At 63.2% G+C, this 14,186-nt stretch carries 12 protein-coding genes; 10 read left to right on the forward strand and 2 right to left on the reverse strand.

What is annotated here, in order from left to right; genetic code table 11:
• The first annotated feature begins 160 nt into the window (after positions 1-160).
• From ACLHZ1_RS13395 to ACLHZ1_RS13415, 5 genes are all read left to right on the forward strand, one after another.
• On the forward strand, positions 161-499 hold the full coding sequence (locus ACLHZ1_RS13395; protein WP_408797010.1) for a DUF3302 domain-containing protein: 339 nt from the start codon (positions 161-163) through the stop codon (positions 497-499).
• Positions 500-502: 3 nt separating this feature from the next.
• Positions 503-1,540, forward strand: coding sequence for an HlyD family secretion protein (locus tag ACLHZ1_RS13400; RefSeq protein ID WP_427262493.1), 1,038 nt, complete (start codon positions 503-505; stop codon positions 1,538-1,540).
• Positions 1,541-1,656: 116 nt separating this feature from the next.
• Positions 1,657-3,417, forward strand: coding sequence for a DEAD/DEAH box helicase (locus ACLHZ1_RS13405; RefSeq protein WP_427262536.1), 1,761 nt, complete (start codon positions 1,657-1,659; stop codon positions 3,415-3,417).
• A gap of 86 nt (positions 3,418-3,503) precedes the next feature.
• A complete protein-coding gene (gene dacB / locus ACLHZ1_RS13410) occupies positions 3,504-4,937 on the forward strand; it encodes a D-alanyl-D-alanine carboxypeptidase/D-alanyl-D-alanine endopeptidase (protein WP_427262494.1) in 1,434 nt (477 codons plus the stop codon).
• A 256-nt stretch (positions 4,938-5,193) separates the two neighbouring features.
• Positions 5,194-5,451 carry a GrxA family glutaredoxin gene (locus ACLHZ1_RS13415; RefSeq protein ID WP_408774053.1) on the forward strand — a complete coding sequence of 86 codons (258 nt, stop codon included), beginning with the start codon at positions 5,194-5,196 and terminating at the stop codon, positions 5,449-5,451.
• 60 nt (positions 5,452-5,511) lie between these two features.
• Here ACLHZ1_RS13415 and ACLHZ1_RS13420 read toward each other — a convergent pair whose 3' ends face one another.
• The gene (locus tag ACLHZ1_RS13420; protein ID WP_408797004.1) at positions 5,512-5,739 is read right to left on the reverse strand and encodes a DUF1653 domain-containing protein; all 228 of its coding nucleotides are present in this window, start codon (positions 5,737-5,739) and stop codon (positions 5,512-5,514) included.
• Between the two features lie 374 nt (positions 5,740-6,113).
• Between ACLHZ1_RS13420 and ACLHZ1_RS13425 the strand changes: the two genes are divergently transcribed.
• Positions 6,114-7,328, forward strand: a complete 1,215-nt coding sequence (locus ACLHZ1_RS13425; RefSeq protein WP_427262537.1) for a pyridoxal phosphate-dependent aminotransferase — start codon at positions 6,114-6,116, stop codon at positions 7,326-7,328.
• A 141-nt stretch (positions 7,329-7,469) separates the two neighbouring features.
• On the opposite strand, the gene fabV is transcribed toward ACLHZ1_RS13425, so the two are convergent.
• Positions 7,470-8,663 carry an enoyl-ACP reductase FabV gene (fabV, locus tag ACLHZ1_RS13430; RefSeq protein WP_427262495.1) on the reverse strand — a complete coding sequence of 398 codons (1,194 nt, stop codon included), beginning with the start codon at positions 8,661-8,663 and terminating at the stop codon, positions 7,470-7,472.
• A gap of 340 nt (positions 8,664-9,003) precedes the next feature.
• Here fabV and ACLHZ1_RS13435 point away from each other — a divergent pair, with 340 nt between their 5' ends.
• The 4 genes from ACLHZ1_RS13435 to rsxC all read left to right on the forward strand — a co-directional run bounded on the left by ACLHZ1_RS13435 (position 9,004) and on the right by rsxC (position 14,183).
• Entirely contained in the window at positions 9,004-10,302 is a 1,299-nt protein-coding gene (locus tag ACLHZ1_RS13435) for a methyl-accepting chemotaxis protein (protein ID WP_427262496.1), read from the forward strand.
• A 176-nt stretch (positions 10,303-10,478) separates the two neighbouring features.
• Positions 10,479-11,060, forward strand: a complete 582-nt coding sequence (gene rsxA, locus ACLHZ1_RS13440) for an electron transport complex subunit RsxA (protein ID WP_005909250.1) — start codon at positions 10,479-10,481, stop codon at positions 11,058-11,060.
• Between the two features lie 4 nt (positions 11,061-11,064).
• The gene (gene rsxB / locus ACLHZ1_RS13445; RefSeq protein ID WP_408797000.1) at positions 11,065-11,628 is read left to right on the forward strand and encodes an electron transport complex subunit RsxB; all 564 of its coding nucleotides are present in this window, start codon (positions 11,065-11,067) and stop codon (positions 11,626-11,628) included.
• A gap of 2 nt (positions 11,629-11,630) precedes the next feature.
• Complete coding sequence (rsxC, locus tag ACLHZ1_RS13450; protein ID WP_427262497.1) at positions 11,631-14,183, forward strand: electron transport complex subunit RsxC; 2,553 nt, start codon at positions 11,631-11,633, stop codon at positions 14,181-14,183.
• Positions 14,184-14,186: the final 3 nt, after the last annotated feature.

Genomic DNA, 14,186 nt, shown 5'->3' on the forward strand with positions numbered 1-14,186 from the left:
CCCTCTCCATAATAGGTCCCTGAATGAAGACTGTACCGCCAAGATCCGCACCTAATTTCCTCTTTGTGCTGGGAAAACATACTGTCATCATGGCGACGGATAGACTGTGGATGCTAGGCTGACATTGGCCTTGCCACTGGGATGCAAACGGGAGAGAAAGATGGCACTTGATTATATTGCCCTGGGTATATTGGTGTTCGTTGTCTTGGTCATGTTTTACGGAATCATCGTCATTCACGATATTCCCTATGAAATAGCCAAGCATCGCCAACACCCGCACCAGGATGCCATTCACGTGGCGGGCTGGGTCAGCCTGTTTACCCTGCATGTGCTCTGGCCCTTCCTCTGGATCTGGGCCACCCTCTATCGCCCCGAACGCGGTTGGGGTTTCAATCAGCGGTTGCAGAAAGATGAGAACGAATTAGCCTCGCTGAAGCAGGAGCTGGCCGACTTGAAGAGCCGCATCAACAATATCGAACAGAGCGAACAACAGGGATAACCCATGGACTTTCTATTAATCCTGACCTACACGGCCCTGTGTGTGGCCGTCTTCAAAATATTCCATATCCCGCTCAATAAATGGACTGTGCCCACTGCCGCACTGGGTGGCATCATCATCATTGGTACTCTGATCATGCTGATGAACTACAACCATCCCTATTCTGAACTGGCACGCAATTACTACGTCTCCACCCCCATCGTGCCCCTGGTCAAGGGCCGTGTCACCGAGGTGCCGGTGCAGGCCAACCAACCGGTGAAGCAGGGTGACGTGCTGTTTCGCATCGACGCCGAACCCTTCCAGCAGAAGGTCGCCAGCCTGACGGCACGGCTCGCCTCCAATCAGGATTACCTCAAGGCGCTCGACGCCAGGAAGCGCTCCGCCAGCCTGGACCGGGATCGCGCCCAGGAGCTGATGCGACGGGGCATCGGCAAGCAACGTGATCTGGATGTGACCCAGGCCAATGTGGATGACATCATCGCCCAGATAGACCAGCAAAAAGCCGCCCTGGATGATCTCAATGCCCAGCTCAAGATCGCTCAATATGATCTGGAGCAGACCGTGGTCCATGCCCCAAGCGACGGCCATGTGGTACAGCTGGCACTGCGCCCCGGTATGATCGCCGCCCCCTTCATGTACCGCCCCGTCATGACCTTCATCCACGAGGATGCCAATGCCTATGTCGGCTGGTTCTGGCAAAACAGCATGCAGCGTCTCAAAGCGGGCGATGAGGCCGAAGTGGTGCTCGATGGCATCCCTGGTCGCATCTTCAAGGCCAAGGTGCAGTCCGTGATCCCTGCCATGGCGCCAGGCAACATCCAGGCTCAGGCGGGCCTCATCGATCAGAGCTCGGCCCAGGTGCCGGGTCGCCTGCCCATCGTCCTCGAAATCACCGACCCCGAATGGGCCCAGTACCAGGTGATCGCAGGCTCCAGCGGCCAGGCCGCCATCTATACCGAACACTTCCACCATGTGGCCGTCATGCGCAAGATCCTGATGCGCATGGGCAGCTGGCTCAACTACCTGTTCCCCTTCCACTAAGCGCACCTTGGTGGTACCTGCGGGCCGGCAATCATGCCGGCCCGCTGTTTTTGTGGCCCCAAGATCCCTATAATGGCGCCATCCTGCGCCGCACCATGTCCACACGCCACGCCCTCATGTTCGTTCTCAGACCCTACCAGACCGACGCCGTCAACGCCGTCATCCGCCATTTTCGCCAGCACCCGGATCCCGCCGTGGTGGTGCTGCCCACCGGTGCGGGCAAGAGCCTGGTGATCGCCGAGCTGGCCCGCAAGGCCCGCGGCCGGGTGCTGGTGCTGGCCCACGTCAAGGAGCTGGTGGAGCAGAACCACGGCAAGTACGAGGCCTGGGGGCTCAAAGCCGACATCTTCGCCGCCGGCCTCAACAGCAAGCAGGCGAGCGCCCAGGTGGTGTTCGGCTCGGTGCAGTCGGTGGCCCGCAACCTGGATGCCTTCGATGGTGCCTTTTCCCTGCTCGTCATCGACGAGTGCCATCGGGTCTCGCTTGATGACGACAGCCAGTACCATCAGGTGATCGGGCATCTGAAAGCCGCCAACCCGGCCCTCAAGATCCTGGGCCTCACCGCCACCCCTTACCGGTTGGGTCTGGGCTGGATCTACCGGCGTCACTACCACGGCATGGTCAAGAGCCACGGCGAGCGGCTGTTTGGCGACTGCGTGTTCGAGCTGCCCCTGCGCTTCATGGTGAAAAATGGCTACCTGACGCCGCCGCGCATGGTCGATGCCCCCATAGTCCATTACGACTTCAGCAAGCTGGTGGCGCGGGAGAACGGCCTGTTCAGCGAGGCGGACCTCAATGGCGAGCTCAGGCGCCAGGAGCGGGTCACCCCCCACATAGTGAGTCAGGTACTGGAGTATGCCCGCGAGCGGCAGGGGGTGATGATCTTCGCCGCCACCGTCGAGCACGCCCGGGAAATCCAGGGGCTGCTCAGCGCCCAATCCCAGCGCGCTGCCCTCGTCACCGGCGAGACCCCGGGCCCGGAGCGCGATGCCCTCATCAACGCCTTCAAGGGGCGGGAAATCAAGTTTCTGGTCAACGTGGCGGTGCTCACCACCGGCTTCGATGCCCCCCATGTGGACCTCATCGTGATGCTCAGGCCCACCGAGTCGGTCTCGCTCTACCAGCAGATCGTCGGCCGGGGCCTTCGCCTCTCGCCGGGCAAGACCGATTGCCTGGTACTCGATTACGCCGGCAACAACTTCAACCTGTTCGCCCCCGAGGTGGGGGAACCCAGGCCCCACGCCGGCACCGAACCGGTGCAGGTGCCCTGCCCCGCCTGCGGCTTTGCCAACACCTTCTGGGGCAAGACCGACGAAGAGGGCAAGGTAGTCGAGCACTACGGCCGCCGCTGTCAGGGGCTGTTTGAGGATGACGAGGGCCACCGCGAGGAGTGCGACTACCGCTTTCGCGCCAAGATCTGTCCCGGTTGCGGCAGCGAAAACGACATCGCCGCCCGCCGCTGCCAGCACTGCGATCAGTTGCTGGTGGATCCGGACGACAAGCTCAAGGAGGCCCTCAATCTCAAGGACTGCATGGTGATCCGCTGCGCGGGGCTGACCCTGGCCGCCGGGCGTGGCAAACAGGGGGAGCGGCTGGAGGTGACCTATCACGACGAGGATGGCCTCACCCTGATGGAGTACTTTTCTTTCCACACTCAAGGGGCGCAACGCTTGTTTCAACAACGCTTTGTGCGTCATCATTGGCCCGCCCCGAGCCTGGAGCCCGAATTCACCACCCTGGCGAGCGTGCTGGCGGCAGAGCGCCAGTTTCGCCACCCGGATTTCGTCATCGCCCGCAAGTCGGGGCGTTTCTGGCAGGTGAAAGAGAAGATTTTTGATTACGACGGCCGCTACCGCACCGCCAACGCCCCTGGCTAGGACGGTGTCTGGCCCAAACAGATGAATATCTTGGTTTTCAGGGTTGGCCTTCCAGTGCCAGCCCCTTCGTTACGTTAGAGGATGTTATGCAGCGGCTCTTGATAGGTGTGTGTGCTCTCGTTTCCCTGGCGGCCCAGGCCGCCCCGCTGACCCCGCCCCAGGGCGGCCAATATGCCGTGATAGTGCAAGGCAACAACGGGGTGGAGTTCGCCCGTCACGCCGACGACATGATAGCCCCCGCCTCCACCATGAAGGTGCTGACCGCCCTGGCGGCCCGCCTCGAGCTCGGGGCCGATTTTCGTTTCAGTACCGAGATCCAGGCCAAACCCGGCGCCCGGCAGGGCAACGCCCTCAATGGGGATCTCTGGATCAACTTCGTCGGCGACCCCACCTTGTCGCGCATGGATCTGCTCGCCCTGTTCAAGCAGCTGGGCGTCACCCGCATTCAGGGCAACGTCTACGTCAACACCGGCGCCTACAACGGCTATGAGCGCGGCAACGGCTGGTCCTGGGGGGATCAGACCCTCTGCTTCGCCGCCCCCGTCTCCTCGGTCATCATCGACAAGAACTGCGCCTACGGCACCATCACCGCCACCCAGATAGGCAGGCCCGCCACCGGCAACGTGGCCACAGGGGTGCCCATCAGCATCAGCGCCGAGAACGTGGAGGTGATGAGCTATGGCGACATGGCACGTCAGTTCTGCGCCCTGGAGGTGGACATGGCCAAGGGCAATCACTACGAGCTCAAGGGCTGCATCACCCCAAGCAAGGAGCCCCAGGGGCTGCGCTTTGCCATCCACGACGTGGAGGCCTGGGGCTGGGACAACATCCGCTGGGCCATGGACAGGGCCGGCATCCGGCATGATGGCCTGCTGCGGGTCACCCACAAGGCCCCACAGGGCGCCGAGACCCTGGCGACCCACGCCTCGGCCCCCCTGCCGGTGATGCTGGCCAGGATGCTGAAAAAATCCGACAACACCTATGCCGATACCTTCTTGAAGACAGTAGGCCGTCACTACTACAACAAGCCGGGCAGCTATCGCAGCGGCACCATGGCGGTGCGTGCCATCCTGACCAAGCACGGCATCAACCTGGGCAACGCCACCCTGGCCGACGGCTCCGGGCTCTCCGCCCACAACCTCATCAGCGCGCGCCAGATGCTGTCGGTGCTCAGCTTCATCCAGAAGAACGACGCCGAGCTCGACTTCATCAAGCTGCTGCCGAGTTCCCAGGTGGACGGCACCCTGGCCTGGCGGCGCAGCGTCACCGCCCCCATGATGAAAAACAAGGTACATGCCAAGACCGGCACCATCACCGGCACCTCCAACCTGGCCGGCTTCATCGACACCGCGGGCGGTCAGCGCAAGGCCTTCGTGATGTTCCAGCGCGGCCTCTCCCAGGATCCGGCGACCCACGAGCGCTATCGCGCCAGCAAGGCGCCCTGGCCCTGGACCGTGTTCGAAAAAGGGGTGCTGGAGAGCATCTACCAGCAGCAACCCATCCAGATCGCCGGGCAGTAATGGGCACGGGCCGCCTTGCCAGCAAGGCGGCCCCATCACCCTGAACCCTGTTCGAGAAAGGGGTGCTGGAGAGCATCTACCAGCAGCAGCCTATCCAGATAGCCGGGCAGTCAATCCCAAATCGCCGGGCAGTGATGGACACGGGCAATCGAGCACCGCGAACAGGCGTATCGGAATTTTCAGCTTTGACTGGCCAGAAGCCGAGGCTATCCTGTCACCCGCCTCGTCTCAACGGCCTTACCTAACGGAGAGAAAAATGTTTGTAGAGATTTATGGTCGTCCCGGTTGCCCCTACTGCGTGCGCGCCAAGATGCTGGCCGAGCAACTGCGCGAAGCGCGCGACGATTTTGACTTCAACTACGTGGATATCAACGTGGCCGGGCTCACCAAGGACGATCTGGCCGCCAAGGCGGGCAAACCCGTCACCACAGTGCCGCAGATCTTCCTGGATGAGCAGCACATCGGCGGCTGCACCGATTTTGAGGCCTATGCCAGCGCCCACCTGGGCCTGTGACCAGACAGCTGTCCATGAAAAAGGCGCCCAGAGCGCCTTTTCTTATGCCGGCGTCCGGGTTTACGCCACCCGGGTGAAACGGCTCACCACCTGCCCCTGATACTCTGTGCTCCCCATGAACATGGTGAGCGGGCGGGCGTAGACGGCATCATCCTGCTCGGATTGGTAGACAACCAGGGCCTCCCCGGTTTCGGTGTGCCGGGCCAGGGTCAGCACCCGATAAAATCCCCCCTTGCAGTGACGATAACGCCCCGGGCCCGGCAAGGGGCCCCGCTGTTCCTGATCCATTCCCATCTCCCAGTCCATCTCCAGGGCCCCGTGGCCCGCCTGTACCTGCCCGCCCGACTGATGATGCCAGAGCCCGCCAGGGGGGAAAACGAGCGTTTTTCACGCAAGCCAATCGTGCCATAAGCACGCGCTAATTCAACACACTCGCTGTTGATATCAATGCCTTCCCTCATCTTTCACTGGTTATGTCGCCACCGAGCAAACGATCATGCTGAATTTAACAAAACAGCAACCCTGTTTGAATGCTAAAAATCAGGGAATTATTCTAAAAAGAAGATTGTTCTAGCATTCAATTCTGTGAAGAATAGAGGCAAAGAAATTTGATACTAAAAATCGCCTTTTTCGCCAACGCGCCCCAGGGGATCTCGTTCACTATGTTCACCATCGACAAGTCGCACAAGCTCGACGATGTCTGCTATGACATTCGCGGCCCGGTGCATAAAGAGGCTCGCCGTCTCGAAGACGAAGGCCACCGCATCATCAAGCTCAACATCGGCAACCCGGCTCCGTTCGGCTTCGAAGCGCCGGAGGAGATCATCAAGGATGTGATCCTCAACATGCCCCAGAGCCAGGGCTACTGCGACTCCAAGGGGCTGTTTTCTGCCCGCAAGGCGGTGATGCAGTACTACCAGCAGAAGGGGATGCGCAAGGTCGACATCGACGACATCTACATCGGCAATGGCGCCAGCGAGCTGATCGTGATGGCCATGCAGGCGCTGCTCAACAACGGCGACGAGATGCTGGTGCCCTCCCCCGACTACCCGCTCTGGACCGCCGCCGTCACCCTCTCCGGTGGCCATGCGGTGCACTACCGCTGCGATGAAGGGGCCGACTGGTATCCGGATCTGGACGACATCCGCGCCCGCATCACCCCGCGCACCCGCGGCCTGGTGCTGATCAACCCCAACAACCCGACCGGCGCCGTCTACGGCAGCGAGTTCCTGCTGGAGGTGATCGAGATCGCCCGCCAGCACAACCTCATCATCTTCGCCGACGAGATCTACGACAAGATCCTCTACGACGACATCTCCCACACCAGCGTCTGCACCCTGTGCGACGACGTCATGGTGGTCACCTTCAACGGCCTCTCCAAGGCCTACCGTGCCTGCGGCTTTCGTCAGGGCTGGATGGTCATCACCGGGCCCAAGGGCCGCGCCAGGGGCTACATTGAGGGGCTGGAGATGCTGGCCTCCATGCGGCTGTGTGCCAACGTGCCCATGCAGCACGCCATCCAGACCGCGCTCGGCGGCTACCAGAGCATCAACGAACTGATCCTGCCGGGCGGGCGCCTGCGCCGCCAGCGGGACAAGGCGTGGGAGCTGCTCAATGAGATCCCGGGGGTCTCCTGCGTCAAGCCCAAAGGGGCGCTCTACATGTTCCCGCGCCTCGACCCCAAGGTGTATGACATCCGCGACGACCAGAAGATGGTGTTCGATCTGCTGCAACAGGAGAAGCTCCTGCTGGTGCAGGGAACCGGCTTCAACTGGCCCGCGCCGGATCACTTCCGCCTGGTATTCCTGCCCCGGGAAGAGGAGCTGGAAGAGGCCATCGGCCGCCTCGCCCGCTTCCTGAAAGATTACAAGCAGTAAGATTGCAACCACCGGCATGACAAAGAGAGGCTCCCGCGGGAGCCTCTCTGGCTGGCGGCCTCTCCCGCAGGGGCCAGGCCGGATAGCAAAGGGCCCCGTCTGCAGCAGACGGGGCCCTTTCTCATGGCGAAGGCGAAAGCCTTACAGCTCGATCACGTCGAACTTCACGTCCGGATTGACATCCGCATCGTAATCCACCTCGTCCAGACCAAAACCGAACAGGCGCAGGAACTCCTGCTTGTAGCCGGTGTAGTCGGTGAGCTCACTGAGGTTCTCGGTGGTGATGGAGGGCCAGAGATCGCGGCAGGTCTGCTGCACGTCGTCCCGCAGTTCCCAGTCATCCATGCGGATACGGGCCTGATCGTCGAGCGCCAGCTCGGCGCCGTACAGACGGGTGCGCATCATGCGATCCACCTGCTCCATGCAGCCCTCGTGGATGCCCTTCTCCTTCATGATCTTGAAGGCCATGGAGATGTAGAGCGGCATCACGGGAATGGCGGAAGAAGCCTGGGTCACCACGGATTTGAGCACGGCCACGTGGGCGGTGCCGCCCTTGGCGGCCAGATCGCCACGGATGGCGGTGGCGGCGCGGTCCAGATCTTCCTTGGCGCGCCCCAGGGTGCCATGCCAGTAGATGGGCCAGGTCAGATCGGTGCCGATGTAGGAGTAGGCCACGGACTTGACGCCGTCAGCCAGCACGCCTGCATCGCGCAGGGCAGACATCCACAGCTCCCAGTCCTGGCCGCCCATGACGGTGATGGTGCTCTGGATCTCTTCCTCGTTCGCCGGCTCGACGGTGGCGGTGATGATCTGATCCTTGTTGGTATCGATGGCGGTGGTGGTGTAGGTCTCGCCGATGGGTTTGAGGGCGGAGCGCACCACTTCACCGGTGTCCGGCAGCTTGCGCACCGGGGAGGCCAGGGAGTAGACCACCAGATCGATTTGACCCAGATCCTGCTTGATGAGCTCGATCACCTTGGCGCGGCACTCGTGGGAGAAGGCATCACCATTGATGCTCTTGGCGTAGAGGCCCGCCTCTTTGGCGGCCTTGTCGAAGGCGGCGGAGTTGTACCAGCCGGCGGAGCCCGTCTTGGTCTCGGAGCTCGGCTTTTCGAAGAAGACACCTATGGTCGCGGCGCCGGAGCCAAAGGCGGTGGCGATGCGGGAAGCCAGGCCGTAACCGGTGGAGGCGCCGATCACCAGCACCTTCTTGGGCCCATTCTCGATGGTGCCCTTGGCCTGGGTGTAGGCAATCTGACGGCGAACATTGGCTTCACAGCCAACCGGATGGGTGGTGGTGCAGATAAAGCCGCGAACCTTGGGTTTGATGATCATGTGTTTTCTCTTATCCGTTTGATGGATGAAATCGGGCATAAGATACCTCATCTTGCCGAGATAAGGTGCTCTGATGTGTTGAACGGCCGGGAAAATAGACAAAAAAGGGGGCCCCGGGAGGGGCGATCCGGATCTCGGCAGGCTGGTCCATCCCTCGGCCGCCCTGGCGCCACCCCCGATCGCGGCCGTGCCACTTGCCGGTAAAGCGGACATAAACAACATGAAAACAGCGCATTACCCCCAATTACCCTCTGCTGTCGGCGAGGTAGTTGTACTAGTATTGAGCCGGTCGGATATCGTCAGAACAAAGCGTCAAAGGGGTCTCACGGAGGAGCGCCACATGTTTTGGAAACACACGGACAGCAATGAACAACGCGAAGAAACCGCAAGAGTCGCCGGGCTGGACGCCTTCGAGCAGGCGATCCAGTCCCAGGCGCCCTATATCCAGTTCACCCCGGACGGCATAGTCACCTTGGTCAACGATCGCTTCCTCGCCATCATGGGGTATCGGCGCGACGAGGTGCTGGGGCAGCACCACAGCACCCTCTGCTTCCCCGATGACGTCAAGACCCGCGACTACGAAGCCCTGTGGCAGGATCTGCGCAAGGGCACCTTTCGCAGCGGCCGCTTCATCCGCCAGGCCAAATCGGGCCAGGCCATCTGGCTGGAGGCCACCTATTTCCCCATCGTGGTCGAGGGCAAGGTGGTGCGGATCGCCAAGGTCGCCTCGGACGTGACCCGGCAGCAATCCTCCCTGGAGCGCAGCCAGGCGCTGCTGGCCGCCCTGGACAAGTCCCTGGCCGTCATCGACTTTCAGCCGGACGGCACCGTCATCACCGCCAACCAGAATTTCCTCCACTGCTTTGGCTACCGGCTCGAGGAGGTGACGGGCCAGCATCACCGGCTGTTTTGCGATGAGGACTTCTATCGCCAGCACCCCCACTTCTGGCGGGACCTGGGCACGGGCAACATCCAGTCCGGCCTCTTCATGCGCCTGGGGCACCAGGGTCAGAAGATCTGGCTGGAGGCCACCTACAACCCCATCTTCAACCACGAAGGCAAGGTGGTGAAAATCATCAAGCTGGCGAGCGACATCACGGAGCGGGTCGAGCAGGCCCTCTCGGTGCGCGAGGCGGCCAAGAAGGCCTGCGCCATCGCCAGCGAGACGGTCGCCAGCGCCGACAAGGGGCGAGAGGTGATCGACAAGGTGCTGGACACCTCCCGGCACATCAACAGCTCGGTCGAGGAGGTGACCCAGCAGATAGAGCGGCTCAACCAGCAGTCCAGGAGCATAGAGTCCATCATCTCCACCATCAGCGGCATCGCGGATCAGACCAATCTGCTGGCCCTCAATGCCGCCATCGAGGCGGCCCGGGCGGGGGAACAGGGACGGGGCTTTGCCGTGGTCGCCGACGAGGTGAGGCAGCTGGCGGCCAGAACCTCCTCCTCCACCAACGAGATCGTCTCCGTCATCAAGCTCAACTCCCAGATCACCTCCACCATCACCCAGACCGTCAGCGTGGTGTCCGACAAGGCGATGGCCGGGCAGGAGCAGGCCAACATCGTCTCCGCCGTCATCAAGGAGATCATCGAAGACGCCAACTCCGTCTCCGACACGGTCAAAAACCTCTCCATATGAATCACTCCCGACGAGGCGCCACCCCGGTGTCTCGTCGGGGGCGATGGCCTCAAGGGACCCGTCCCCGCCCCCCAGGGTTGGACAATTCACTAATAACCCTGCGGGCTTGCGGTTGTTTCTGACCCCCTAACATCAGATAATACCGCCCGCCTTCACAGCGGATAATCCAAATTCTGATGACTGAGTACCTGCTTTTACTGATTGGCACCGTGCTGGTGAACAACTTCGTGCTGGTGAAATTCCTCGGCCTCTGCCCCTTCATGGGGGTCTCGGGCAAGCTGGAAACCGCCATCGGCATGGGGCTGGCGACCACCTTCGTGCTGACTCTGGCCAGCGCCTGCTCCTATCTGGTGGAACACTATATTCTGCTGCCGCTCTCGGTTGGCTACCTGCGCACCCTGGCCTTTATTCTGGTCATCGCCGTGGTGGTGCAGTTTACCGAGATGGTGGTGCGCAAGAGCAGTCCGACCCTCTATCGCCTGCTCGGCATCTTCCTGCCCCTCATCACCACCAACTGCGCCGTGCTGGGGGTGGCGCTGCTCAACATCAACGAGCGCCACAACTTCATCCAGAGCATCATCTACGGCTTCGGCGCCGCCGCCGGTTTCGCCCTGGTGCTGGTGCTGTTTGCCGCCATGCGTGAGCGCCTGGTGGCCGCCGACATCCCGGCACCGTTTCGTGGCGTATCCATCGCCATGATCACCGCAGGCCTGATGTCCCTTGCCTTCATGGGCTTTACCGGCCTCATCAAGATATAGCGCTATGACTCACTTATTGTTTGCCATCCTGGTTCTGGCGCTGTTGGCCCTGGCCTTCGGCCTGATCCTGGGATTTGCCGCCATCAAGTTCAAGGTGGAGGCCGATCCCATCGTCGATCAGCTCGACGCCCTGCTGCCCCAGACCCAGTGCGGCCAATGCGGCTACCCGGGCTGCAAACCCTATGCCGAGGCCCTCGCCAATGGCGATGCCGTCAACAAGTGCGTCCCGGGTGGCGATGCCACCATGCGCAAGATTGCCGACCTCATGGGGGTCGAACCCCTGGCCATGGGGGACGGCCACGCCGCCGTGCCCATCAAGAAGGTCGCCTTCATCCATGAGGATCAGTGCATAGGGTGCACCAAGTGCATCCAGGCCTGTCCGGTGGACGCCATCGTCGGCGCCACCAAGGCGATGCATACGGTGATCACCGATGAGTGCACCGGGTGCGACCTCTGCGTCGATCCCTGCCCCACCGATTGCATCGAGATGATCCCGGTCCCCACCACGGTCGATAACTGGAAGTGGGATCTCAACAGTGTCGTTATCCCGGTCAAGATGGTGGAGTAGTCATGCAGTCTGTAATCGAACGCATCAAGGCCGGGGCCCTGTGGGATTTTCATGGCGGCATCCATCCCCCCGAGAACAAGCAGCAATCCAGCCTGAGTCCCGTGGTGCAGGCGGGGCTGCCCCCCGAACTCATCATTCCGGTGCGCCAGCACGCGGGCCTGGCCGGCGAACTGCTGGTCAAGGTGGGAGACAAGGTGAAGAAGGGCCAGCCCCTCACCGCCTTCGAGCGGGGCCGCTTCGTGCCGGTCCACGCCAGCAGCTCAGGGGTCATCAGCGCCATCGGCCAGCACACGGTCGCCCACCCCTCCGGCCTCTCCGATCTCTGCATCACCCTGATCCCCGACGGGGAGGACGCCTGGTGCGAGCGCCAGCCCCAGCCCGATTACTGGAATCTCGACCGGGTCAGCCTGCTCGAGCGCATTCAAGGTGCCGGCATAGCGGGCCTGGGTGGCGCCGTCTTCCCCACCCACAGCAAGCTCGATGGCCACGGCCAGCTCACCGAGATCCTCATCATCAACGGCCTGGAGTGCGAGCCCTACATCACCACGGATGACCGTTTGATGCAGGAGTATGCGGACGAGATCCTGGAGGGTATCCGGGTGCTCAAGCACCTGCTCAAGCCCAAGCTCTGCCTGATCGGCATCGAGGACAACAAGCCCGCCGCGGCCAAGGCCTTGCGCCAGCAGATCAGCGAAGAGGACATCCTGGTGCGGGAGGTCCCCACCAAATACCCCTCGGGCGGCGCCAAGCAGACCATAGAGCTGCTGACCGGTCGTCAGGTGCCCAAGGGGGGCCGGGCGGTCGATATCGGCATCATGGTACTCAACGTCGCCACCGTGTTCGCCATCAAGCGCGCCATCGTCGATGGCGAGCCGCTCATCGAGCGCATCGTCACCCTCACCGGAGACGCCTTCAAGCAGCCGGGCAACGCCTGGGTACGCCTCGGTACTCCGGTGCGCTGGCTGCTGGGGCGCTTCGAGTTGCAGCCGGAGCCGGGACAAAGGGTCATCATGGGGGGCCCCATGATGGGCTTCACCCTGCCCCACGCCATGGTGCCCGTGGTCAAGGCCACCAACTGCCTGCTCGCCCCGACCCGGGCTGAGCTGCCCCCACCCGAGCCGGAGCAGTCCTGCATCCGCTGCAGCGCCTGCGCCGACGCCTGCCCCGCCACCCTGCTGCCCCAGGAGCTCTACTGGTACAGCCGGGCCAAGGAGTATGACAAGGCAGAGAAGCTCAACCTGTTCGACTGCATCGAGTGCGGCGCCTGCGCCTGGGTCTGCCCGAGCCAGATCCCCCTGGTGCAGTACTACAAGATTGCCAAGGACGACATCCGCGAAGCCCGAGAGGAGGCCGAGAAGGCCGAACGCGCCCGCTTGCGTTTCGAGGCCAAGCAGGCCCGCTTCGAGCGGGACAAGGCCGCCCGCGAGGCTCGCCATGCCGAGGCCGCCGCCCAGCGCCGCCAGGCCATGACGGCCGCCACCGGGGAAGATCCCGTGGCCGCCGCCCTCGCCCGGCTCAAGGCAAAACAGCAAGCGACCCCAATCGAAGGCGCCCCGGACAACACGGCCATGGCCGCCGCCCGGGAGGCCCGCAAGCAGGAGGCCCTGGCACGCCGCGCCGCCAAGGCGGCCGAGGTCAACTCCCCCATGACAGAGCCCGCCCCATCCGAGGAGCCGGATCCCAAGAAGGCCGCCATCGCCGCCGCCCTGGCCCGCGCCAAGGCCAAGAAGGCCACCCAGAGCGCCGGGGACCAGGCCGCAGGCGACTCAACCGCCGCGCCCCTCGTCTCGAGCGAGGCGCCGAGCGAGCCGGTGACGGGATCTGCCCCCGAGATCGACCCCAAGAAGGCGGCCATTGCCGCCGCCCTGGCCCGCGCCAAGGCCAAGAAGGCCGCCCAGGCTGCCGAGGACCAGGTCGCAGGCGACTCAACCGCCGCGCCCATCGCCTCGAGCGCGGCGCCGAGTGAGCCGGTCGTCGAGCCCGCCTCAGAGGTCGATCCCAAGAAAGCGGCCATTGCCGCCGCCATCGCCCGCGCCAAGGCCAAGAAGGCCGCCCAGAGCGCCGGGGACCAGGCCGCAGGCGACTCAACCGCCGCGCCCATCGCCTCGAGCCAGGCGCTGAGCGAACCGGTCGCAGAGTCCGCCCCCGAGGTTGACCCCAAGAAGGCGGCCATTGCCGCCGCCATCGCCCGCGCCAAGGCCAAGAAGGCCGCCCAGAGCGCCGGGGACCAGGTTGCAGGCGACTCAACCGCCGCGCCCATCGCCTCGAGCGAGGCGCCGAGCGAACCGGTCGCAGAGCCCGATCCCAGGAAAGCCGCCATCGCCGCCGCCGTGGCAAAAGCCAAGGCCAGAAAGGCGGCCGAGGCCAAGGAGGCCCCCGCAGCACAGCACTGCGCCGAAACGGCCCCTGGCGCCGAGTCCGCCCCCGAGGTCGACCCCAGGAAAGCCGCCATTGCCGCCGCCGTGGCAAAAGCCAAGGCCAGAAAGGCGGCCCTCGCGGGCGCCACCACAGACAACGAGACGGTCAGCCCGGCTGACAGCAAGAGGGATACCTGAGTC

The sequence above is a fragment of the Aeromonas sobria genome (assembly GCF_050266975.1).
GTDB lineage: Bacteria > Pseudomonadota > Gammaproteobacteria > Enterobacterales > Aeromonadaceae > Aeromonas > Aeromonas sobria_B.

Excerpts from the sequence above, each read along its gene's own strand:
- ACLHZ1_RS13395 (WP_408797010.1), top strand. The coding sequence starts at position 161 with ATGGCACTTGATTATATTGCCCTGGGTATATTGGTGTTCGTTGTCTTG.
- ACLHZ1_RS13400 (WP_427262493.1), top strand. The coding sequence starts at position 503 with ATGGACTTTCTATTAATCCTGACCTACACGGCCCTGTGTGTGGCCGTC.
- ACLHZ1_RS13405 (WP_427262536.1), top strand. The coding sequence starts at position 1,657 with ATGTTCGTTCTCAGACCCTACCAGACCGACGCCGTCAACGCCGTCATC.
- dacB (WP_427262494.1), top strand. The coding sequence starts at position 3,504 with ATGCAGCGGCTCTTGATAGGTGTGTGTGCTCTCGTTTCCCTGGCGGCC.
- ACLHZ1_RS13415 (WP_408774053.1), top strand. The coding sequence starts at position 5,194 with ATGTTTGTAGAGATTTATGGTCGTCCCGGTTGCCCCTACTGCGTGCGC.
- ACLHZ1_RS13420 (WP_408797004.1), bottom strand. The coding sequence starts at position 5,739 with ATGGATCAGGAACAGCGGGGCCCCTTGCCGGGCCCGGGGCGTTATCGT.
- ACLHZ1_RS13425 (WP_427262537.1), top strand. The coding sequence starts at position 6,114 with ATGTTCACCATCGACAAGTCGCACAAGCTCGACGATGTCTGCTATGAC.
- fabV (WP_427262495.1), bottom strand. The coding sequence starts at position 8,663 with ATGATCATCAAACCCAAGGTTCGCGGCTTTATCTGCACCACCACCCAT.
- ACLHZ1_RS13435 (WP_427262496.1), top strand. The coding sequence starts at position 9,004 with ATGTTTTGGAAACACACGGACAGCAATGAACAACGCGAAGAAACCGCA.
- rsxA (WP_005909250.1), top strand. The coding sequence starts at position 10,479 with ATGACTGAGTACCTGCTTTTACTGATTGGCACCGTGCTGGTGAACAAC.
- rsxB (WP_408797000.1), top strand. The coding sequence starts at position 11,065 with ATGACTCACTTATTGTTTGCCATCCTGGTTCTGGCGCTGTTGGCCCTG.
- rsxC (WP_427262497.1), top strand. The coding sequence starts at position 11,631 with ATGCAGTCTGTAATCGAACGCATCAAGGCCGGGGCCCTGTGGGATTTT.